The organism is Palleronia pelagia (genome assembly GCF_900110115.1).
Taxonomy (GTDB): Bacteria; Pseudomonadota; Alphaproteobacteria; order Rhodobacterales; family Rhodobacteraceae; genus Palleronia; species Palleronia pelagia.
Genome location: NZ_FOCM01000003.1, coordinates 241,522 through 263,259 on the forward strand (window position 1 = coordinate 241,522; position 21,738 = coordinate 263,259).

General features: G+C 68.1%; 19 protein-coding genes and 1 tRNA gene. 9 read left to right on the plus strand and 11 right to left on the minus strand.

Going from position 1 to position 21,738, the window contains the following annotated elements; translation table 11 throughout:
* Positions 1–111 precede the first annotated feature (111 nt).
* The 5 genes from BMX96_RS08150 to BMX96_RS08170 all read left to right on the plus strand — a co-directional run bounded on the left by BMX96_RS08150 (position 112) and on the right by BMX96_RS08170 (position 5,888).
* Positions 112–912: a flagellar motor protein MotB gene (locus BMX96_RS08150; RefSeq protein WP_091845040.1), complete on the plus strand. Its 801-nt coding sequence runs from the start codon at positions 112–114 to the stop codon at positions 910–912.
* 79 nt (positions 913–991) lie between these two features.
* Entirely contained in the window at positions 992–2,293 is a 1,302-nt protein-coding gene (locus BMX96_RS08155) for a flagellar hook protein FlgE (RefSeq protein ID WP_091845041.1), read from the plus strand.
* A 57-nt stretch (positions 2,294–2,350) separates the two neighbouring features.
* Complete coding sequence (gene flgK / locus BMX96_RS08160; RefSeq protein WP_175481686.1) at positions 2,351–3,778, plus strand: flagellar hook-associated protein FlgK; 1,428 nt, start codon at positions 2,351–2,353, stop codon at positions 3,776–3,778.
* A 41-nt stretch (positions 3,779–3,819) separates the two neighbouring features.
* Entirely contained in the window at positions 3,820–4,785 is a 966-nt protein-coding gene (locus BMX96_RS08165) for a flagellin (protein ID WP_139210014.1), read from the plus strand.
* Positions 4,785–5,888, plus strand: coding sequence for a flagellar basal body P-ring protein FlgI (locus BMX96_RS08170; RefSeq protein WP_091845044.1), 1,104 nt, complete (start codon positions 4,785–4,787; stop codon positions 5,886–5,888). The genes BMX96_RS08165 and BMX96_RS08170 overlap by 1 nt, the downstream gene beginning before the upstream one ends.
* 37 nt (positions 5,889–5,925) lie before the next feature.
* On the opposite strand, the gene bchO is transcribed toward BMX96_RS08170, so the two are convergent.
* Genes bchO through crtA form a run of 4 tightly spaced genes read right to left on the minus strand, consistent with a single transcriptional unit; the run spans position 5,926 to position 10,212 of the window.
* The gene (bchO, locus tag BMX96_RS08175) at positions 5,926–6,822 is read right to left on the minus strand and encodes an alpha/beta fold hydrolase BchO (protein WP_175481687.1); all 897 of its coding nucleotides are present in this window, start codon (positions 6,820–6,822) and stop codon (positions 5,926–5,928) included.
* A 2-nt stretch (positions 6,823–6,824) separates the two neighbouring features.
* The gene (locus BMX96_RS08180) at positions 6,825–8,489 is read right to left on the minus strand and encodes a magnesium chelatase subunit D (protein ID WP_091845046.1); all 1,665 of its coding nucleotides are present in this window, start codon (positions 8,487–8,489) and stop codon (positions 6,825–6,827) included.
* Positions 8,486–9,511, minus strand: coding sequence for a magnesium chelatase ATPase subunit I (gene bchI, locus BMX96_RS08185; RefSeq protein WP_091845047.1), 1,026 nt, complete (start codon positions 9,509–9,511; stop codon positions 8,486–8,488). Before bchI ends, BMX96_RS08180 begins: the two co-directional genes overlap by 4 nt.
* Positions 9,508–10,212, minus strand: coding sequence for a spheroidene monooxygenase (gene crtA / locus BMX96_RS08190; protein ID WP_139210031.1), 705 nt, complete (start codon positions 10,210–10,212; stop codon positions 9,508–9,510). Before crtA ends, bchI begins: the two co-directional genes overlap by 4 nt.
* A 123-nt stretch (positions 10,213–10,335) precedes the next feature.
* On the opposite strand from crtA, the gene BMX96_RS08195 reads away from it, so the two are divergent.
* Entirely contained in the window at positions 10,336–11,889 is a 1,554-nt protein-coding gene (locus BMX96_RS08195) for a phytoene desaturase (protein WP_091845048.1), read from the plus strand.
* Entirely contained in the window at positions 11,886–12,920 is a 1,035-nt protein-coding gene (gene crtB / locus BMX96_RS08200) for a 15-cis-phytoene synthase (RefSeq protein ID WP_091845049.1), read from the plus strand. Before BMX96_RS08195 ends, crtB begins: the two co-directional genes overlap by 4 nt.
* A 20-nt stretch (positions 12,921–12,940) precedes the next feature.
* Here the strand turns inward: crtB and BMX96_RS08205 are convergent.
* Both BMX96_RS08205 and BMX96_RS08210 read right to left on the minus strand, forming a co-directional pair.
* A tRNA-Pro gene (locus BMX96_RS08205) sits at positions 12,941–13,017 on the minus strand.
* A gap of 15 nt (positions 13,018–13,032) precedes the next feature.
* Complete coding sequence (locus BMX96_RS08210) at positions 13,033–14,043, minus strand: DMT family transporter (protein WP_091845050.1); 1,011 nt, start codon at positions 14,041–14,043, stop codon at positions 13,033–13,035.
* Positions 14,044–14,134: 91 nt separating this feature from the next.
* Between BMX96_RS08210 and BMX96_RS08215 the strand changes: the two genes are divergently transcribed.
* The gene (locus tag BMX96_RS08215; RefSeq protein WP_091845051.1) at positions 14,135–14,626 is read left to right on the plus strand and encodes a DUF421 domain-containing protein; all 492 of its coding nucleotides are present in this window, start codon (positions 14,135–14,137) and stop codon (positions 14,624–14,626) included.
* Here BMX96_RS08215 and leuB read toward each other — a convergent pair.
* The 5 genes from leuB to leuC all read right to left on the minus strand — a co-directional run bounded on the left by leuB (position 14,623) and on the right by leuC (position 20,024).
* The gene (gene leuB / locus BMX96_RS08220) at positions 14,623–15,723 is read right to left on the minus strand and encodes a 3-isopropylmalate dehydrogenase (protein ID WP_073127056.1); all 1,101 of its coding nucleotides are present in this window, start codon (positions 15,721–15,723) and stop codon (positions 14,623–14,625) included. The genes BMX96_RS08215 and leuB overlap by 4 nt on opposite strands.
* An 80-nt stretch (positions 15,724–15,803) precedes the next feature.
* Complete coding sequence (locus BMX96_RS08225) at positions 15,804–16,820, minus strand: endonuclease/exonuclease/phosphatase family protein (protein WP_175481688.1); 1,017 nt, start codon at positions 16,818–16,820, stop codon at positions 15,804–15,806.
* Between the two features lie 62 nt (positions 16,821–16,882).
* Entirely contained in the window at positions 16,883–17,677 is a 795-nt protein-coding gene (locus tag BMX96_RS08230; protein ID WP_236737003.1) for a hypothetical protein, read from the minus strand.
* Between the two features lie 308 nt (positions 17,678–17,985).
* A complete protein-coding gene (gene leuD, locus BMX96_RS08235; protein ID WP_091845054.1) occupies positions 17,986–18,591 on the minus strand; it encodes a 3-isopropylmalate dehydratase small subunit in 606 nt (201 codons plus the stop codon).
* A gap of 11 nt (positions 18,592–18,602) precedes the next feature.
* Entirely contained in the window at positions 18,603–20,024 is a 1,422-nt protein-coding gene (leuC, locus tag BMX96_RS08240) for a 3-isopropylmalate dehydratase large subunit (RefSeq protein ID WP_091845055.1), read from the minus strand.
* A 232-nt stretch (positions 20,025–20,256) separates the two neighbouring features.
* On the opposite strand from leuC, the gene BMX96_RS08245 reads away from it, so the two are divergent.
* Positions 20,257–21,585 carry a mechanosensitive ion channel family protein gene (locus tag BMX96_RS08245; RefSeq protein WP_091845056.1) on the plus strand — a complete coding sequence of 443 codons (1,329 nt, stop codon included), beginning with the start codon at positions 20,257–20,259 and terminating at the stop codon, positions 21,583–21,585.
* The last annotated feature ends 153 nt before the right edge of the window (positions 21,586–21,738 follow it).

Genomic DNA, 21,738 nt, shown 5'->3' on the forward strand with positions numbered 1-21,738 from the left:
CAGATAGCGCGGGTTGCGCCACACCCAAGCCATGCAATGACCTTATTCGGTTAGCCCCCGGTTCATCGCTGCGACCGTAGATCCGTCTTCGGGATTTAAGGGGGTGACACCATGGCATCGAACGCGCCGATCATAATCAAACGCAAGAAGAAGGGCGGCGGCGACGGCCATCACGGCGGTGCCTGGAAGGTGGCCTATGCCGATTTCGTCACGGCGATGATGGCCTTCTTCATGCTGATGTGGCTGCTGAACGCCACGACCGAGACCCAGCGCAACGGGCTGGCCGACTATTTCAACCCGGCCATCCCCATTGCGAAGCTCTCGGGCGGGGGCGATGGCGTGTTCGGCGGGGACGACGTGGCGTCGAACGACCAGTTCGTGGGACGCGCCGGGGGCGCACAGGTGGTGCAGTCGTCCGGCGCAGGTGCGGGGCAGGGCGCCGAGGCGGCGCTGTCTGACGCGCTGGGCGACGTGAAGGATCAGCTCGACGCCAATTCCGGGGAATCGACCGTCGCCGACGACCTGCTACAGCATATCGACGTGCGCATCACCGACGAGGGCCTGATCGTCGACATGTTCGACCTCCCCGGCGCGCCGCTGTTCGAGCCCGAGCGCGATACGCCCACAGCGCTGGGCCGCGAGCTGATCGCGGTGGTCTCGGACATCTTCCGCCTGGCCGAGAACCGGGTCGCCGTGAACGGCCATGTCCGCGCCCAGCCCGTCGTTCGGGTGGAACGGGCGGAATGGGACCTGTCAGCGGCCCGGGCCCAGAAGACGCGCATCCTGATGACCGGAAACGCGATCCCGGCCGATCGCATCGCCCGCATCGGCGGCTTTGCCGACCGGAACCGGCTGCACAAGGCGCCGACCGATCCGCGCAACAACCGGATCGAGCTCATCCTGCTGCGCTGACCTGCGTTAGCGGCCTGTTAAGCCCGGTCGGCTAACCCTTCCTCAAAGACGACGCGGTGACATCAGAAAGGCGCACCCCATGACGATCTCTTCCTCCCTCGCCGCCGGGGTCTCCGGCCTGAACGCGAACGCCCAGCGGTTGGCCAGCATTTCGGACAATATCGCGAACTCGGCGACCATGGGCTACAAGCGGGTCGAGACCGACTTCCACGCCATGGTCCTCGAAAGCGGCAATGCAAGCCGGTTCAACGCGGGCGGCGTGCGCAGTTCGACCGCGCGGCTCATCGACGAACGTGGCCAGTTGCAGACCACGCAGAACGCCACCGACATTGCGATGAATGGACGGGGGTTCCTGCCCGTCTCGCGGCAAGCGGCGCTGTCCCAGCAGGGCGAACTGCCGCTGTCGCTTATGACCACGGGATCGTTCCGACCCGACGATAGCGGCATCCTGACCGACCCCGTGGGAAATGTCCTGCTGGGCTGGCCGGCCCGGCAGGACGGCAGCTTCCCGTCCTTCCCGCGTGACAGCACCGACGGGCTGGAGCCGATCAACATCTTCCACAACCAGTACTCGGCCAATCCCACGACCGAGATGACGATGCATGTGAACCTGCCCTCGGACGACAGCGCGCCCGGCGCCAGCGGCGATCCGTATGACATCACCCTGGAATACTTCGGCAACCTTGGTCAGAAGGAGTCGCTGAATGTCGTTTTCACCCCGACCGTGGGTGGCGCGGCCCCGTCGAACCAATGGACCATGCAGGTGACCGACAGTGGCAGTGCCGGCGCCGTCATCGCCGAGTACACGCTGGACTTCAACACGGGCAACCCGGGCGGCGGCACCATGGCGTCGGTCACGGCGGTGACCGGCAATGCGTATGATCCGGCGACCGGTACGGTGGACCTGACGACCGGCGGCGGGACGGTTTCGCTCGACATCGGGCGACTGAACGAGAACTCGGCCATCACCCAGCTGGACTCGGTCTTCGCCCCCTCGTCGCTGTCGAAGAACGGCACGTCTGTCGGAACGCTCCTTGGCGTGGAGATCGACCCGAGCGGCATCGTCAGCGCCGTCTACGATTCGGGGTTCACCCGGTCGATCTACCAGGTGCCGATCATCGATGTCGCCAATCCCAATGGTCTCAAATCCGGAGATGGCCAGACCTACTCGGTGACCGGTGATAGCGGCGACATGTTCCTGTGGGATGCCGGCGAAGGGCCGGTGGGTGAGACCGTGGGCTATACCCGTGAAGCCAGCACCACTGACGTGGCGAACGAGCTGACGACCCTGATCCAGACCCAACGCGCCTATTCGTCGAACGCCAAGATCATCCAGACGGTGGATGAGATGCTGCAGGAAACCACCAACCTCAAGCGCTGAGCGGCGCCGATCCCCTAGAAAATCGACGGGAGCCCCCAATTGGCCATTTCGAATGCATTGAACAACGCCATATCGGGCCTCGGCGCGGCCGGGCGCAGCGCGCAGGTCGTGTCGTCGAACATCGCCAACGCCCTGACACCCGGCTATGGCAAGCGCGAGGTCGACCTGGCCAGCCGGGCCCTCACCGGCGGAGTGACCGTGGCCGGGGTCACGCGCGCTTCGGATCCCGCGCTGCTTGCCGAACGCCGTGCATCGGATGCGGCCGTGGCCGGCGGCGACAGCAAGGTAACCGGCCTGCAACGATTGGCCGATGCCATGGGAGAGCCCGGCTCGCCGCAATCCATCCCGGGTCGCGTCGCGGCTCTGTCTGGGCTCTTGACCGAGGCGGCCAGCCAGCCCGCATCGCAGCCGCGGCTGAACGCGCTGCTCGACGGCGCGCGCGCCCTCGCCGGCAGCCTCAACGCGGCCTCCGAAACGGTGCAATCAGTCCGGCTCGACGCTGACAGGTCGATCTCCGCGCAGGTTGATCGTCTCAACACCAGCCTCGTCCGCGTGGATACACTGAATGGCGACATCCTGCGCGCCCGCGTGCAGGGCAACGACGTGAACGGCCTTCTGGACGCCCGCCAGGCCGAGATCGACAGTATTGCCGGGATCGTCCCGCTGCGGGAACTGCCGCGCCCGAACGGCGGCGTGGCGCTGATCACCACGGGCGGCGCTTTGCTGCTGGATGACCGACCGGCCGAGATCGGGTTTTCGCAGGCGGGCGCGATGTCGCCCGGCGATGCGCTGGGCGGGTCATTGTCGGGTCTGAGCATCAACGGCCTACCCATCGACATGACGCGCAACTCGGGCCGGATGGCGGGTGGATCCCTGCAGGCCGCCTTCGACTTGCGCGATCGCACCGGGGTCGCCGCACAGGCGCAGCTGGACGGGCTGGCGCGCGAGCTGATCGCACGCGTCTCTGCCGCCGGTGTGGACCCGACGGTCGCCGCCGGTGCACCGGCCTTGTTCACCGACGCAGGCGCGGCATTTGCCCCCGCCAACGAAGTTGGCCTCGCCGGACGTGTGGCTCTGAACGCGGCGGCGGATCCCGCGCAGGGCGGCGCCGTCTGGCGGCTCCGCGACGGGCTGGGCGCAGCCGCGCCGGGCCCGCAGGGAGACGCGCGACTTCTGAACGCGCTGGGCGCGGCGCTCGGCGCCTCACAACCTGCCGCGTCGGCTGCGCTTGGAACCGGATCCTTCAGTCTCGGCGGGCAGGCCGACCAGGTCGCGTCGAGCCAGGGATCGTCCCTGTTCCGGGCCGAGCAGGATCGAACATTTGCGCTGTCCCGGTCGTCTGAACTGATCGCCCGCGAGCTCGAGCAGGGGGTCGATACCGATGCCGAACTGCAAACCCTTTTGTTGGTCGAACAGATTTACACCGCCAATACCAGGGTGATCCAGGCCGCCGACTCGATGTTGCAGCAACTTCTGGAGATCTGACCTTGCCTTTCTCATCCATTGGCGACCTGGCCCAGACTTTCGTGACCCGCCGCGCCAACACCCGGCTGACGTCCGAGCTCTCCAAGCTGGGGACCGAACTGACCACTGGCCTCAAGCGCGACAAGGGCACCGCCCTTTCGGGCGATCTGGGGATGCTCACCGCGCTCGAACGCAGCGTGACCGAAATCGCCGCCCTCAGCAGCGCGGCGAAGGAAGCCAAGGTCTTCGCCGACGCCACCGAGGCTCGCTTGGGCCGTATCCAGGACCGGGTACAGGATCTTGGGACGAAAGCGATCCTGTCCCAGGGCGGCGTCGGCGGCAATGTCGAACCCGCCGTCATCGCCGCGGCACAAGACGCCTTCGCGACGACCGTGTCGTCAATGAACGCGACGGGGGTGGGCCGCTTCCTGTTCTCGGGAACGGCGACCGGAACCCCCCCGCTTCGGGACGCCGATGCGATCCTGGCCGACCTGGCAGCGGCCGTCGCCGGGGCTCCCGACGCGGCCAGCTTCAATGCGGCGGTTGATGCCTATTTCGGCCCCGGGGGCGGATATGAGACGACCGATTACCAAGGCACGACCCAGGACCTCGCGCCGCAAAGGGTCAGCCAGGATGAAGCGGTCGACCTTGGCCTTCGGGCCGACTCCTCTGTCTTCCGGGATACTCTTGCCAACATCGCGAGGATCGCACTTCTCGACGGCGGCGCCTTCGTTGGAGCCCCGGCCGAACGTCAGACTATAATCGACACCGCGATCGGCGGGCTGCGCGTCGCGGGCAACGCACTGACCCGTGAACGGTCGGTGGTTGGCAGCGCGCAGGGCCTGATCGACCGCGCGATCACCCGGAACGCCTCCGAAACAACGGCGCTTGATCAGACCCGCATCAGCCTCATAGGAGCCGATCCCTATGAAACCGCGACACGGATCGAGCAGACGCAGGTCCAACTCGAATCTCTCTACACATTGACCGCGCGCCTATCGCGCCTGAACCTGGCGAACTTCCTGTGATGCGCTGGCTTGAGATAACATGCGCGGTCTTGATCCTCGGCCTGACCGCCGCCTCGGCATCGCCGGTACGGATCAAGGACCTGGTGGAGTTCGATGGCGTCAGGGGCAACGACTTGCTGGGCTACGGCCTGGTGGTCGGGCTGAATGGCACCGGAGATGGGTTGCGCAATTCCCCCTTCACCGAAGAGATCATGGCCAGCATGCTGGAACGGCTGGGCGTAAACGTCACCGGCGAACAGTTTCGCCCCAACAACGTTGCGGCTGTGCTGGTGACCGCGGTCTTGCCGCCCTTCGCCCGCGCCGGCAGCCAGATCGACGTGACCGTGTCAGCTATCGGCGACGCCAGTTCGCTGCTTGGTGGCACCCTTGTCATGACCCCGTTGAATGCTGCGGACGGCCAGATTTACGCGGTGGCGCAGGGCACCATCATCGCCGGTGGCGCCACGGCCGAGGGTGACGCGGCCACTGTCACCCAAGGCGTGCCGACCTCCGGGGCAGTGCCGGCCGGCGCACGCGTTGAACGCGAGATCGACTTCGACTTCGGCTCGCTGACCCGCGTGCGGCTGGCCTTGCGGACCCCCGACTTCACCACGGCGGCCCGGATCGAACAGGCGATCAACGCGGATTTGAACCGCGGGGTCGCGATCATGCTGGACGCGGGAACGGTCGAGGTCGATATCGCCGCGACGCGGGCCCGCTCACCCGCCCACGCGCTGGGCCGGATCGAGAATATCCGGGTCGAGCCCGAGCGGCGTGCGCGCGTGGTGGTGGACCAGAGATCGGGCACCATCGTCATGGGATCGGACGTACGGATCAGCCAGGTGGCCGTCAGCCAGGGTGGCCTGACCATCCGCGTCGAGGAAGCACCGGTCGCGGTCCAGCCGAACCCCTTCGCGCCGGGTGAGACGGTTGTCGTACCCCGCACCAATGTCGGGATCGAGGACGAGGCGGGGATAGGGCTGGCCGTCGTGCCGGATGGGACATCCCTGTCCGAGGTGGTGGCCGGCCTGAATGCGCTGGGCGTGGCGCCGCGCGACATGATCGACATCCTGAAGACGATCAAGTCCGCCGGCGCGCTGCATGCCGAACTCGTGGTGCAATGAGGGGTCGATGTGACGGGAGACTTGGTGGAACCGGAGCTCAGTTTTCTTGCCGCAGGGGAGCATCGGGTCGTGTCCCCGATTGAGCGATCTGCGCGGCGATGTGGTCGGCCACCACGCCCGGCGCCTCTTCGGGCACCAGATGGCCGTAGGGGCCCAGCTCCAGGACCTGACCGCGGGAGGCCAGCCGCGCCGCCTTGCGAGACACTTCAGGTGATACGGTCCGATCGGCGTCGCCAACCAGCAGGACGAGCGCGCCGGTCCAATCGCGCAGCAACGACGGAAGGCCTGCGGTCGACCATTGCGCCATCATGTCGAGCGTGCCGCGCAGGTGCTGGGGGTCGGCCAGGAGACGCGCGTAGATGTCGAGGCTCTCTTGGGGCAGGCGCGACCCGGTGCTTCCCATGATCTGGCTAAGGCGCGCCGGGCTGCGCGCCACGCGCGACAGCGCGGCGCCGATGCCGGGGGTCGCCGCCATGGCACGGGCGGCCATGGGAAACGCCCAGGCGGCTGCACCCTGGAACCCGTCCAGCGCAGGGTTCACACCGATGAGTCCGTCCACGCGGTCGGGCGCCTGCGCACCCATGTGCACGGCCAGCGCGCCGCCCGCCGAGTGTCCGACGATCCAGCGGGGCCGCGCGCCGAGCCAGTCCATGAGCCGCCACAGATCCTCGGCCATGGTGACCGGACGGCTGCGTTGCCGTGTCCCGGGCCGGGTGAAGCCATGGCCCGGCAGGTCGGGCGCGATGACGCGGAAATCCTTGGCGAGGAGCGGCATGACCCCCGCCCAACCATGGCACGTGCCGCCCGTTCCGTGCAGCAACAACAGGTCCGGACCGTCGCCCATGACCTGCACGTGCCAGTCATGGGGTCGGCAGCGAACGCGGCGCGAGGCCGCCCGGTTCGGCCAGTCCCGCGCGTCGCGCGCCCAATCCACGTTCAGCCGTCCAGAAGGGGCGCCACCGTTCGGGACAGGCTGGCGGCGTCGGCGCGGGGCAACGGGACGTAGCTGGCCGCCGCGCGCTCGGCCAGCGTGGCGAGGGTGGGGCTGGGCCGCCGCCCGGTATCAATGACGATCCCGCCCGGCAGGCCGCGCCCCGCGCGCGTGGCGGCGGTCAGGGCGTCGTCCTGGGCACGCTGCCGGTCGGGCCGCCCGTCGAGGTCTATATTGGCGCGCCCGTCCGTGAGCAGCGCCAGCGACGGTGTCAGCCCGCGCCGCGCGGCTATCTGCGCAAGATCGCAGGCGGTGGAAACCCCGGCGGCCAGCGGGGTGCCACCGCCGCCCGGCAAGGCGGCGAGCCGTTTCTTGGTCTGCACGAGCGAACGGGTGGGCGGCAGCAGCACCTCGGCCGCCTTGCCGCGGAAGGCCACCAGCGCCACGTGATCGCGCCGGGCGTAGGCTTGTGCCAGCAACAGCTCGATCGCGCCCTTCGCCTCGGCCAGCCGCGCCACGGCCTGCGAGCCGGACGCGTCGACGCAGAAGATCAGCAGCCGCTCGGTCCGCTCCTCGAAGCGCTGGATGCGGAAATCGGCGGGCCGCAGGTGAACCAAGCGGGGGACCTGCGCGGTGCGGGCGCGGATGGTCTGCCATGGGGCAGCCGCGCGGAGGGTGGCCACGAGATCCAGCCGCGCGGCATCGCCCGGCCGACCGGGTCGCGCGGGCAGGGGACGCCCCCGCCGGTGGCCGCGCTGGGCCGCGCCGGTGCCGCCGGAGCCCTTGGCGGCCCGCGCGCGGCGCCCCTCGGCAAGGCTGCGGAGCAGATCAGTCGGCAATTGCGCGCGGGCCGCGGCGACGAGTAGCTCGGCCGGCAGGCTGTCGGATGGCGCGTCGGTGCTGTCATCCGCGGCGGCGCTGTCGCGCTCCTCGGGCGGCGGCGTGTCGTCCTCGGCCGTCTCGTCGGTGTCTTCCGTCTGGGGCAGCGGCGTGCCGCGATGGGCGAGGCACAACGCCACCGCCCGCGCGAGGTGATCCTCGGTGACCGTAGCCGCGCCGTCCAACGCCGCGAGGCCCCGCGCCGTGCGGGCGGCAAGAAGGGGGGCGCGCATCCCGTCGATGGCGAGGGCGGCTGCGGTTTCGACCAGCGCGCGGACCTGGTCGGGTGCGAGCGTCACGTCCGGCCCCTGCATCGCCGCGCCTCCGGGCGACACGGTGTCGAGATCGTCCAGCGCATCGTGGCGCATATCGTCGAGATAAAGGAACAGCCCCAACCGGTCGGCGAGCGCAGCCGGCAGGCCCTCGTCCTCGGCGGCGCCCTCGTCGAGGCAGACTAGCACCAGGCCGCCGTCATCGACCGCCTGCGCCAGCCGCGCGGCGCGGGCCGGGTCCAGGCGTTCGGCCCCCGTCACGATGACCAGCCCGCCGTCTTCAAGAATGCCGGGCCGGGACACGACCTGCCCCGCCGACAGGGTCGCGGCAAGGTCGATTCCACCGCTCAACGCGTCTTCCGGGGTTTGCGGACCGATGCGGCGGGCGCCGAGCGGTTCGAGCGCGGCCAGTACCGCGTCGCGCACCGGGCCCGGCCGCGCGCGAAGCCACAGACCGCCAAGCCCGGCACCGTCCAGCGCCAGCAGCCGCAGCGCATCGCGGATCCGTCGCGGTGTCATTCCGCCGCGACGCGGACCGGGCCCAGCGTGTCGGCTACGATACGTTCGACCCGGGCGGCGCTGCCCGATTCGTCCATGGGATCGCGGCGCAGGCGATGGCCCAGGGCCATGGCGGCGACCCGGCGCAGATGTTCGCGCTCGACGGTCCCGGCGCCCTCGAATGCGGCGGCGGCGCGGGCGGCCTTCAGCAGCGTGAGCTCGCCCCGCAGCCCGTCGGACCCGAGTGCGATGCAAAGGGCGGCGCAATCGGTCAGCGTGTTCTCGGGCGTCGACACCTTGGGCAATGCCTTGCGCGCGGCGAGGATATCCTGCCGCAGCTGGGCGTCCTGCGGCTTCCACAGCTTCAGGAACCCGCGCGGATCGCGATCGAAGGCGTCGCGGCGGCGCATGACCTCGACCCGTGTGTCGATATCGTGGGGCGATGTCACCTCGACCGACAGGCCGAACCGGTCCAGAAGCTGCGGGCGCAGCTCGCCTTCCTCGGGGTTGCCCGAGCCCACGAGCACGAAGCGCGCGGGATGGCGGATCGAAAGACCCTCGCGCTCGACCAGGTTCTCGCCAGATTGCGCCACGTCGAGCAGCAGGTCGACGATGTGATCCTCGAGCAGGTTCACCTCGTCGATATACAGGTATCCGCGGTTCGCCTTCGCCAGCAGGCCGGGCTGGAACGCCTTCTCGCCCTTGGTCAGCGCGCGTTCGATATCCAGCGCGCCGGTCACGCGGTCGTCCGAGACGCCCAGCGGCAGGTCGACCACCGGGGTCGGGCGGCTGACGATGCGGGTGTCTTCGACCGCGGTCCAATCGGGGCAATCGGCCTTCCGGGGGCTATTCACCGGGCAGCCCGCCACGCATCGGATGGGTGGCAGCAGTGCGGCCAGCGCGCGCACGGCGGTGGACTTGCCGGTGCCCCGGTCGCCGAAGACCAGAACGCCGCCGATGGACGGATCAACCGCGGTCAGCACCATGGCGTGTTTCATGGCTTCCTGGCCGACGATGGCGGAAAAGGGAAAGGGTTGGCTCATGCGGCCTGTCCTTCGGTTGGGAGGGGTCGGGCGGCCTGCCAGTGGCCGCATGTGTCGATGACGCGGAACCGCGCGTAAAGCTCTTCCGCGAACCAGTCGCCGTCCCGCACCGCGCGGATGGCGCGGGCATGGGGCCCGTCCGCCCGGGCGAAGGCCGCCATCGAGGCGGCGTTGGGCCAGACGGAAAAGGTGATCTGGTGCAGGAACGGAATCTCGCCGATGCCGATCTTGAACGCCACGTTGGGATCGGCGCCGATCACGTCGGAGATCGCGGGCGCCTGGTCCCAGAACCGCAGCAGGTGGCGCGGCCGGATCGTCGCCCGGGTCAGCGCGGCCAGCGGTCCACCCGGGTCGGGCGATGCGCTGAAGGGCGTGCGCCGCGACCATTCCCCCCGCACCGAGGTCGGGCGCAGGAACAGGGTCCAATCTTCCGAGGCGCGATCGCGCCAGCGCCGGAACACGGGCGTGTCGCGCAGGCGGATCCGCGCGGTGGCGGCATCGGGCCAGACCGCCAGAATCGCCCAGACGGCGGTTTCGGGGCGTGGCGTGAACCCTTCGCCGCTGCCCGACCCGCAGAGCTTCCAGAACTGGCAGTCGGGAACACGGGACAGTGGCAGACGTGAGGCACCCATCTGCGCGAACGCCCAAAGGCGCGCGGAAACCGTGTCAAAACGGTGGATGGACAGGGTCACGGTCTGGATGGGGCGCCCTCCGCAAGCGGCCACGAAGTGTAAATCTAGTCTGACAGATATCTGATCACTTGCAAAGCGCGCGGCGTGATACAGCTGATTGTCAGGCAAAGTTGACATCTATAGGCTGTAACCATGCGCAGTACATCGAAACCCAGTGATCCAAGCCACGCCGTCGTCATCGGCGCGGGTCTGGGCGGCCTGGCCGCGGCCATGCGGCTGGGGGCCAAGGGCTATCGTGTCACGGTGCTGGACCGGCTCGACAGCCCCGGGGGCCGCGGCTCGGCCCTGCACGAGGAAGGGCACCGATTCGATCTCGGGCCCACCATCGTCACCGTGCCGCAGCTGTTCCGCGAGCTCTGGTCCGATTGCGGACGCGACTTCGACGCCGACGTCGATCTGCGCAGCCTCGATCCGTTCTACCAGATCCGCTGGCCCGACGGGTCGACCTTCACCGCGCGGCAGGACACCGACGCCATGCGCGACGAGGTCGCCCGCCTGTCGCCCGGTGACGTCGCGGGCTACGAGCGATTCCTGGAAGACAGCGAGGCGCGGTACCAGTTCGGGTTCGAGGACCTTGGGCGCCGGTCGATGCACCGGCTGCGCGACCTGGTCGCGGTGCTGCCGAAATTCGCGTGGCTGCGCGCCGACCGCTCCGTCGCCGCCCACGCCAAGCGGCGGTTCCGCGACCCGCGGCTGCAGATGGCGTTCAGCTTTCACCCGCTGTTCATCGGGGGCGATCCGTTCAACGTGACCTCAATGTATATCCTGGTCAGCCACCTCGAGAAGGAATTCGGGGTCCACTACGCCATCGGCGGTGTCGCCGCCATTGCCGAGGCGATGGTGCGGGTGATCGAGGACCAGGGCGGTCACGTGCGGCACGGGGCCGAGGTGGAAGAGATCGTGATCGAACGCGGCACGGCGAAGGGCGTGCGTCTGACCACGGGCGAAAGCATTGCGGCCGACCTCGTGATCTCGAACGCCGACGCGGGGCACACCTATGACCGGCTGCTTCGCAACCATGCCAAGCGGCGCTGGACCCCGGCCAGGACGAAATCGCGCCGCTGGTCCATGGGGCTTTACGTCTGGTATTTCGGCACGCGCGGCACGGCGGAGATGTGGGGCGACGTGGGCCACCACACCATCCTGAACGGCCCGCGCTACCAGGGGCTGGTGCGCGACATCTTCATCAAGGGGCAGCTGTCGCAGGACATGAGCCTGTATATCCACCGCCCCTCGGTCACCGATCCGACCGTGGCGCCCGCGGGCGACGACACGTTCTATGCCCTGTCGCCGGTGCCCCACCTTGGGTTCGACCATGCGGCCGACTGGGAGGCCGAGGCGGACCGGTACCAGGACCTGGTCGCCGCGCAGCTGGAGACCGTGATTCCCGGTTTCCGCGACCGCATCAGCGCGAGCCACGTGATGACGCCCAACGATTTCCGCGACCGCTACCTGTCGCCGCACGGATCGGGTTTTTCCATCGAGCCGCGCATCCTGCAATCGGCCTGGTTCCGGCCCCACAATGTCAGCGAAGAGGCGCGCGGGCTTTACCTGGTCGGCGCGGGCACCCACCCGGGCGCGGGGCTGCCCGGGGTGATCTCGTCGGCCGAGGTTCTGGGCAAGCTGGTCCCCGACGCCGCGCGCCCCGTTTCGCCGCCGATCCCCCAGAAGGTTGCCGCCGAATGATCGACCCCGACGACATGCAGCATTGCCGCGACGCGATCCGCCACGGGTCGCTGTCGTTCCACACCGCGTCGCGCATCCTGCCGGCCAAGGTGCGCGACCCGGCGCTGGCGCTCTATGCCTTTTGCCGGCTGGCCGACGACGCGGTGGACCTGGTCGACGACAAGGCCGCGTCGGTCCTGCGGCTGCGCGACCGGCTGGACCTGGCCTATGACGGGCGGCCGCTGAACGCGCCGGCCGACCGGGCCTTCGCCGCCGTCATCGCCGATTACGAGATGCCACGCGCCCTTCCCGATGCCCTGCTGGAAGGGCTGGCCTGGGACGCGCTGGGCCGGCGCTACGCGACCCTGTCCGAGCTGCATGACTACTGCGCCCGGGTGGCGGCGGCCGTGGGCGCGATGATGTGCGTGCTGATGCGGGTGCGCGATGCCGATGCGCTGGCCCGCGCCTGTGACCTGGGCGTGGCGATGCAGCTGACCAATATCGCCCGTGACGTGGGCGAGGATGCGCGCGCGCGGCGGATGTATCTGCCGACCGACTGGCTGGACGCGGCGCGGATCGACGCGGACGCCTTCTTCGTCGAACCGCTGCCCACCGACGCGGTGCGCGGCATGGTGCGGCGTCTGCTCGACCACGCCGACCGGCTGTACCTGCGGGCCGAGGCTGGCGTCGCCGCCCTGCCCATGGGCGCGCGCCCGGGCATCTTCGCGGCAAGGCACATCTACGCCGGCATCGGCACCGCCGTCCGGCGCAACGGGTGCGATTCGGTCAGTTGGCGCGGCCGCACGTCGCGGCGGCAGAAGGCGGGCTGGATGGGCCTGTCGATGTTGCGCGCGGGGATGACTGTGGCGATGCCGCGCTCGGCCGTGCTCTATGCCCGTCCCCTGCCCGAGGTGCAGTTCCTGGTCGATGCCGCTGCCCGGCAGCCGCGAGCAAGCGCGCCCTGGGGCGAAGGCCGCTCGGGCGCGCTGATCGGCGCATTCGCGCAGCTTGAACAGGTCGACCGCGTGCGATCCGGCCGCGCGGCAGGCTGAAACAGGCATTTCCTGAAAACTGGTCGGGCAGAGAGGATTCGAACCTCCGACCCCCTGCTCCCGAAGCAGGTGCGCTACCAGGCTGCGCTACTGCCCGACCGTGGGGGGCGGACTACTGCTTCGGCGGGCGCTTGGCAAGGGCCTGATAGCCGGGCGGCACCCGGTTCGCCTGGTTTCGCAGAAGCATGGCGATCCGGGGCACCGCCACGTTGTCGGTGCGGTGGCGATAGGCGGTGGCGGGCGTGGTCTGCGACCGGCCGCCTAGGCTTTCGCGCAGCACGATGTAGACGCCCGACGCGATGATGATGGCCGCGCCGATCCAGGTGGGCGTGTCGGGACGTTCGCCGAACAGCAGCGCGCCGAAGATCGCGGCCCAGATGATCTGGCTGTACTGCATGGGGGCGACCACCGCGGCCTCGCCGTTGCGGAAGGCCGCGATCATCAGCAGGCCCGCAAGAAACGCCAGGAGCGCGACACCCCCCGCCATACCCACGTGGAGCAGCGGCATGGGCTGGTAGACCAGCGGCATCATGGCGCCCGCCAGCACGAAGTTCGTCATCATCGGATAGAGCAGCAGGACCACCGGACGTTCGTCCTTGCCGATCTTGCGCACCACGACCGACGCGGTGGCCGAGCCGCACGCGGTCAGCAGCGCGGCGGCGTGGCCCAGCGTCAGTTCGTCGGCGTTCCACGGCCGCAGCACCACCAGCACGCCGATCAGCCCGGCCACCACCGCCGCCCAGCGATGGGCCCCGACCCGTTCCCCGAGGATCGGGATCGACAGCACCGTGATGATCAGCGGCGCCGCGAAGATCAGCGCATAGACCTGCGCCAGCGGCAGGTTCGAGAACGCGTAGAACGCGCCCATCAGGGCCGAGACACCCGCCAACGTGCGCAGCGCCGTCCACCAGGGGTGCACCGGGCGCAGCGTGCCCGAGACCGGGTCGCGCATCAGCATCACGGTAACCAGCGGGAATCCCAGCAGCACCGAGAAGAAGATGATCTGGAAGGACGAGTAGGTCGCCCCCAGCGCCTTCACCAGCACGTCGTGGGTGGCGAAGATCGCGTAGGCCAGCAGGGCGAAAAGCGGGCCTTTGATGGCGTGGGGCAGCGTGAAGGTCATGTCGTCTCAGAACGCCTGAACGCGCCACAGGTCAAGGGGGAACCGCCGCGCCCGGCGAACGCTGTCCTGCCAGATCGGAAAGGGACCGCCCATGGAAATCATCTACCTGCTGTTGCGCGCCGCCACGGGCGTCGCGCTTGTCGTGCTGCTCGCCCGCCTGAACGGCCTGCGCAGTTTCTCGAAGATGTCGGGCTTCGACTTCGCCATCACGGTTGCAACGGGCTCGGTCCTGGCGGCCGTCGTCACGGCGGACAAGATGCAGGCCTACCTGGTGGCCATGGGCGCACTGGTCGCCCTTTTCGTCGTTCAGCGCGCGTCGTCACAGGCGCGGTCGCGGAGCGATTCCTTCCACCAAGCCATCGACAACACGGCGCTTCTGTTGATGGAGAACGGCGAGATCCTGCAGCACAACATGCTGCGGGGCCGGGTCACCCACGATGACCTGATGGGCAAGCTGCGCGAGGCGAATGCCCTGCGCCTGGCCGATGTCCGCGCCGTGGTGCTCGAGGACACCGGCGACGTCAGTGTCCTGCACGGCGCGGATCAGGTCGACGATTGCCTGCTCGAGAATGTGCGCCGTTAGCCGGCGCCCAGCGCGGCGACGATGGCATCGCCCATTTCCGAGGTGGTGACGGGGTCCTTGCCGTCCTCGCCCAGCAGGTCGGCGGTGCGCAGGCCCTGCGCCAGCACCGCCTCGACCGCGCCTTCCAGCGCCATCGCGTCGTCGCCCCGGTCGAAGCTGTACCGCAGCGCCATGGCGAAGCTAAGGATACAGGCGATGGGGTTCGCCTTGCCCTGTCCCGCGATGTCGGGCGCCGAGCCGTGGACGGGCTCGTACAGCGCCTTGGGCCGACCGTTTTCCATCGGCGCGCCCAGCGAGGCCGAGGGCAGCATCCCGAGGCTGCCGGTCAGCATCGCGGCGGCGTCGGACAGCAGGTCGCCGAACAGGTTGTCGGTCACGATCACGTCGAACTGCTTGGGATTGCGGACCAGCTGCATGGCGCCGTTGTCGGCATACATGTGACTGAGCTCGACATCGGGGTAATCCTTGCCGACCTCGGTGGCGATCTGGCGCCAGAGCACGCCCGATTCCATCACGTTGGCCTTCTCCATCGAGCAGAGCTTCTTGCCCCGGCGCATGGCCAGCTCGAAGGCCGAGCGGCAGACGCGCTCGATCTCGGACTCGGTATAGCGCTGGGTGTTGATGCCCACGCGCTCGTTGCCTTCCTCGATGATGCCGCGCGGCTCGCCGAAATAGATGCCGCTGGTCAGTTCGCGCACGATGACGATGTCCAGCCCCGCGACCACGTCCTTCTTCAGCGAGCTGAAATCGGCCAGCGCGTCGAAGCACTGGGCCGGGCGCAGGTTGGCGAACAGGTCCATTTCCTTGCGCAGGCGAAGCAGGCCGCGCTCGGGCTTCACGCTGAAATCCAGGTCGTCGTATTTCGGGCCGCCCACGGCGCCCAGCAGCACGGCATCCACGCGCTGGGCCTGTGCCATGGTCTCGTCGGTCAGGGGCGTGCCGTGCTTGTCGTAGGCGCAGCCGCCCACGAGATCCTCGGTCACGTCGAAGGTCAGGTTGCGATGGGTGCCGAACCAGTCGATGACCTTGCGGACCTCGGCCATGACCTCGGGGCCGATGCCGTCGCCGGGAAGGATCAGAAGGGAAGGGTTCGGCATGGGTTACGCTCCGTCGCTATGGGTCCAGCGCGGGGTATAGCGGGGGCGTTGGGCCGTCAAGCGCGGGGCCCCGGGCGTGGTTAGGGCAGGGTGATGTCCGCCCAGACCAGGCGATGGCGCGGCCAGTCTTCGGCCGGCCCCAGATCGGCCGCCAGGGGGGTGCCCGGGGCGGGCCAGAGCACGCCGGCATCGCGCACCGTGATGTCTGTCGAGGGCAGAAGCACGCTCAGCCGCAGGTTGCCCGGGCCGTCCAGGTCCGCAGTGTCGAGCGACGGATCGCCCCGGTGGTCGGGGTCCGCGGCGGCCATGCCGCCGGCGCTGCGCGGGGCGGAATCCTGCACGCGCGGATCATCCAGAAGCGCGTTCACCGCTTCGGCGCGCCCCTCGCCATCCATCGGGTCGATATTGCCGAGACCCAGGATCACGAAAGGCGCGGGCGGCGCAGGGACATCCAGCGCGCCGTCCAGCAGGCGCAGCCACAGCGCCGTCTCGTCATGGGCGCGGCGACCGTTCAGATCCTCGGGTCCATCGAAGACCGGGGGTGTCGCGGACCAGGTCATCAAGTGCAGAACGGAGTCCTCGACCGTGATCGGAACGATCCAGTGGCCGGTGGAGGACAGCCGCCTTTGCGCGGCGGTTTCGGGGTCGGGGAAGGGAGCGTCTGGGGGTATGGCGCCGGGAAGATCGTCCCACAGCAGATCGGACAGATCGGTGGCGGCGCGGGCGTCGATGGGGAATCGCGACAGCACCGCCATGCCGCCCTGCCCGGCGAAGCGTCCGTAGCCCATCGCGTCGCGCGGGCCGCCCAGGCGGCCGTCGCCGTCCAGGTCCAGCCCCGTTGCGCGGCCGGAATTCGGCGGCAGGGCGAAGCGGTAGGGGTAGCCAGGCGCGCCGGCGTCGGTCGCGGTATCGGCCAGGGCATTCAGCGTGGCGGCGCCCGCGTCGTAGTCGACCCCCTGCAGAACCAGGATGTCGGGTGCGGCCTCGGCGATCATGCGCGCGACGGCCTGCGGGCGTGGGGCATCCTCGAGAATGTCGCGCAGCATCAGGCCGGGGCCGCGCGCGAAGAGATCGGTGTTGAAGGTGGCGATCCGCAAGTCGGTGGCGCCGGCCAGACCCGGCAGCGCGGCCAGCAGCAGCGCGGCGGACAGGTGGCCGATCAGGCGGATACCACGCCGCCCGAGGTGAGGGAGGACTGGCGCCGCCGCTCGTCGATCATCGTGGCGATCCGGGTCATGGCGATGCCGCGCATGAACAGCGAGGCCGGCAAGAAGGCCCAGGCCGAGATCACCCAGATCATCGTCTGCGGGTCCTGCAGGCTGATGCGGCCGAACTGGTCGGATGCTGTGCTGATGGCCACGGGCATGAGGAAGGGCAGCAGCAGGCCGAACAGCACGTTGATGCGTCCGTCGCGTTCCAGCCGGGTGACGACATCGCCGCCACGGGTCGGATCGAAGGTCGGAAGGTTGACCCAGACGTTGAAGCTGCCGCCTTTCAGCGGCCAGCTGCGACGCCCGAGGAGCAACACGAACACCGCCAGCGACAGCAGCGAGATCACGTGCGCCAGGCCCACGGCGCTGCGCACGAGCAACAGTTCGCGGACCGTCGCGTCGTCGGGCATGATCAGCACCAGCAGGCGCACCGGCGAATAGGGGAAGTCCATGGCGCGGCCGATGACATGGCCCACGATTTCCAGAAGGACGGTCAGCGAGTTCGGGTCGCTCTGCCCGCGCGCGATCAGGCTGATGGAGGCCACGGTCAGGAACAGCATGAGGAAGCGAATGCGATTGAACGGCGCAGCGTCGCGGAATTCGTAGAGGCAGGGATAGCGCGAGCCGTATTCGAACATGGTCAGGACGCCGGCGCAGATGGCGATGAACGCCACCGCCTGTGTCGTGTCGGCGGACACGACAGGCAGGATCAGCGATGGCGTCGCGATCAGCAACGCAACCATGACCCCGCGCAAAAGCGCGCCTGTTACCCGTGAGATCACTGTCTCATTACCCCATTCCGGACGCGACCGATACGATGCCGGGCGCTTGTTCCTACCATGGTCCGCATCTGCGTGCGGTATGCCTCAATCTTGCCCAATTTTTGCCCCACTTGCCGCTGGACGCGCAACGTCGGATCTTGGTTAACAGATCATTCGGGGCGGTTTCGTGGAATAACTGGTGCGACTTTGCATCAAATAAGGCACAAAAAAGGGGCCGACCGTAAGCCGACCCCTGCATCTTGTGGTTGTGCCTTGCCGACCTACAAGGGTCAGACCCAGGGACGCGCCTGCGACGCCTGCGCCTCGAACGTGTCGATCGCCGCGGCCTTTTCCAGGGTCAGGCCGATATCGTCCAGTCCCTCCATCAGGCAGTGCTTGCGGAAGCTGTCGACCTCGAAGGAAATCTGCTCGCCATCGGATGTCGTGATGGTCTGGCTTTCCAGATCGACCGTCATCCGGGCGTTCGACCCCTTCTCGGCGTCCTTCATCAGCAGGTCCACCTGCTCCTGCGGAAGCGCGACGGGCAGGAGGCCGTTCTTGAAGCAGTTGTTGAAGAAGATGTCGGCGAAGCTGGTCGAGATCACGCAGCGGATGCCGAAATCCTTGATGGCCCATGGCGCGTGCTCGCGCGACGAGCCGCAGCCGAAATTATCGCCCGCGACCAGGATTTCCGCGTCGCGGTAAGCCGGCTGGTTCAGGACGAAATCGGGGTTTTCGCTGCCGTCGTCGTTATACCGCATCTCGTCGAACAGGTTCACGCCCAGCCCCGACCGTTTGATGGTCTTCAGGAACTGCTTGGGGATGATCATGTCGGTGTCGATGTTGATCAGCGGCAGAGGCGCGGCAATGCCGGTCAGCTTTTCGAATTTTTCCATGGATTTGATCCTTATGCCGGTTCGGCCACGGGTTGCATGAGATCGCGTACGTCGGTCAGCCGACCGGTGACGGCGGCGGCGGCGGCCATGGCGGGGCTCATCAGGTGGGTGCGCCCACCGCGGCCCTGGCGACCCTCGAAGTTGCGGTTCGACGTGGCCGCGCAGCGTTCACCCGGGGAAAGCTGGTCGGGGTTCATGGCCAGGCACATGGAGCATCCCGCCATCCGCCATTCGAAGCCTGCGTCGCGGAAGATGTCCGCCAGGCCTTCCTCCTCGGCCTGCGCGCGGACGAGTCCCGAGCCCGGAACGACCATTGCGCGCTTCACGGCAATCTTCTTGCCCTTCAGGATCTCGGCCGCGGCGCGCAGGTCCTCGATCCGGCCGTTGGTGCAGGAGCCGATGAAAACCGTGTCGATCTCGATCTGGTTCAGCGGCGTTCCGGCGGTCAGGCCCATGTATTGCAGCGCGCGCTTGGCTGCGTCGACCTTGCCGCCCTGGAAGCTTTCGGGCGCGGGGACCTCGGCGGTGATGGGCAGGACGTCCTCGGGCGAGGTGCCCCAGGTGACCACGGGCGCGATGTCTTCGCCGCGGATGGTGATGACCTTGTCCCAATGGGCGTCGTCGTCGGACTTGAGCGTTTTCCACCAGTTCAGCGCGGCTTCCCATTGCGCACCCTTCGGCGCATGGGGGCGGCCCTGCACGTAGGCGAAGGTCTTCTCGTCCGGCGCGATCAGCCCGGCGCGGGCGCCGCCCTCGATCGCCATGTTGCAGACCGTCATGCGGCCTTCCATGGACAGGTCGCGGATCGCCTCGCCGCAATACTCGATGACATAGCCGGTGCCGCCGGCGGTGCCGGTGCGACCGATGACGGACAGGGTGATGTCCTTGGCCGTGACGCCGGGCGCGAGCTTGCCCGTGATCTCGACCTTCATGTTCTTGGACTTCTGCTGGATCAGAGTCTGGGTGGCCAGCACGTGCTCGACCTCCGAGGTGCCGATGCCGTGGGCGAGCGCGCCGAACGCGCCATGGGTCGCGGTGTGGCTGTCGCCGCAGACGACGGTCATGCCAGGCAGGGTCCAGCCTTGCTCGGGCCCGATGATGTGCACGATGCCCTGCCGCACGTCGCTGACCGGGTAGTAGTGAATGCCGAAATCCTTGGCGTTCTTGTCCAGCGCCTCGACTTGGATGCGGCTTTCGGGGTTTTCGATCCCCTTCTCGCGGCCCTCGGTCGTGGGCACGTTGTGGTCGGGAACGGCGATGGTCTGGCCCGGGGCGCGCACGGTGCGGCCAGCCAGGCGCAGGCCCTCGAAGGCCTGCGGGCTGGTGACCTCGTGGACCAGGTGTCGGTCGATATAAAGAAGGCTGGTGCCGTCCTCGGCCTCGTGGACCAGGTGAGCGTCCCAGATCTTGTCGTAAAGCGTCTTGCCGGACATGGCGTGTCCTCTGATTGGCGAATGTCTGTAGGTGGGTGCGGACGGGGCGCAGCCCTATAGGCGCGCCAGCACCGTCCGGGTGGCCCCGAAGAAACGTTCGCGCAGGCGGGTGCGGTCGCAAAGGTCGAAGACTCGGGTCATGGGCGCGGGTTTAGCCCAAGCCATGCGGCAAATAAAGCACCTCGCGCCCGGCCGGCTTGTCTTGTGATCGGGGCCTCGTCATTCTGCCGGGATGGACCAGGAATTCGCGGCGCTCAGGACCGCCTTCGTCGAGCTGTGGGATCTTGCCCAGCTGCAGTTTCAGAGCCTGCTGCTGCCCTCGCGCCTGTGGCAGATCGCAATCATCGTCGGCATGGTGGTCGCCGCCTGGACGCTGAACGCATGGTGCAGGCCGCGCATGCACGAATGGATGCGCGGGCTCGAGGGGCGGCCGAAATGGCAGCTGCGTCTTCTGCTGACAGTGAACAAGCGTCTGAAGCTGATCTTCTTCGTGGTGCTGATCTGGCTCGCCGTGTGGACGGTCCGCGCCTACACGCCATTCCCGTCGCGCAGCTATATCCTGGCACTGGCGGGGTCGCTCTCGCTGGCCTGGCTGGGGGTGGTCTTCGCCACGCGGCTGGTGCGCAACCCGGCCCTTCGCGTCGTTGTGCGCTGGGGCTTGTGGATCTACGTCACGCTTTACCTGCTGGGCGTCACCGAGGAGGTCGGCGCGGCGCTGGACGGCATTGCCTTCGGCTTCGGAGATTTTCGTCTGAGCCTGCTGACCCTGCTGAAGGCCGCCGTTCTTGTCAGCCTGCTGATGGTGGGCGCGCGGCTGGTGGCCACAAGCTCGGCCGAGCAGATCCGCCGCAACGAGAACATCAGCCCGTCCATGCGTGTGCTGATGGTCAAGGTCATGCAGATCCTGCTGTATGGCGCGGCGTTCTTCATCGCGCTGAAAGTCGTGGGCGTCGACCTGACCGGACTTGCGGTCCTTTCCGGCGCCATCGGGGTGGGGTTGGGCTTCGGTCTTCAGAAAGTGGTGTCGAACCTCGTTTCGGGCGTCATCATCCTGCTGGACAAGTCGATCAAGCCCGGCGACGTGATCTCGCTGGGCGAGACGTTCGGCTGGATCAACACGCTGGGCGCGCGGTACGCCTCGATTACGACCCGCGACGGCAAGGAATACCTGATTCCGAACGAGGACCTGATCACCGGACAGGTGGTGAACTGGTCGCATTCGAACAATTTCGTCCGGCTCGATATCTATTTCGGCACGGCGTACGGAGACGATCCGCACAAGGTCCGGAAGATCGCGATCGAGGCGGCGTCCGAGGTGAACCGCGTGCTGACCACGAAGCCGCCAGTCTGTCATATCGTCGGATTCGGCGACAGCTCGGTCGACTATATCCTGCGGTTCTGGATCACCGACCCGACCCAGGGCCTGACCAATATCCGCGGCAACGTCTACCTGGCGCTGTGGGATGCGTTCCAGGAGCACGGCATCTCGATCCCGTTCCCGCAGCGCGAGGTGAAAGTGCTGAACGACGCGGTGTCGATGGAGACGCGGGCCCTGGACTGACGGGCGCGGTGGGATCGATTACTTGTGGACCAGTGACGTTTTCGGCGCGAACGGCTTATCCAGTTGCCTCGCCGTGATCACGTCAGCCCGCGGGCTAACGTGGCTGGCAGGCGTCGCGCCAAGGTATTTCCGGACCAGTGATAGGGCGGGGCC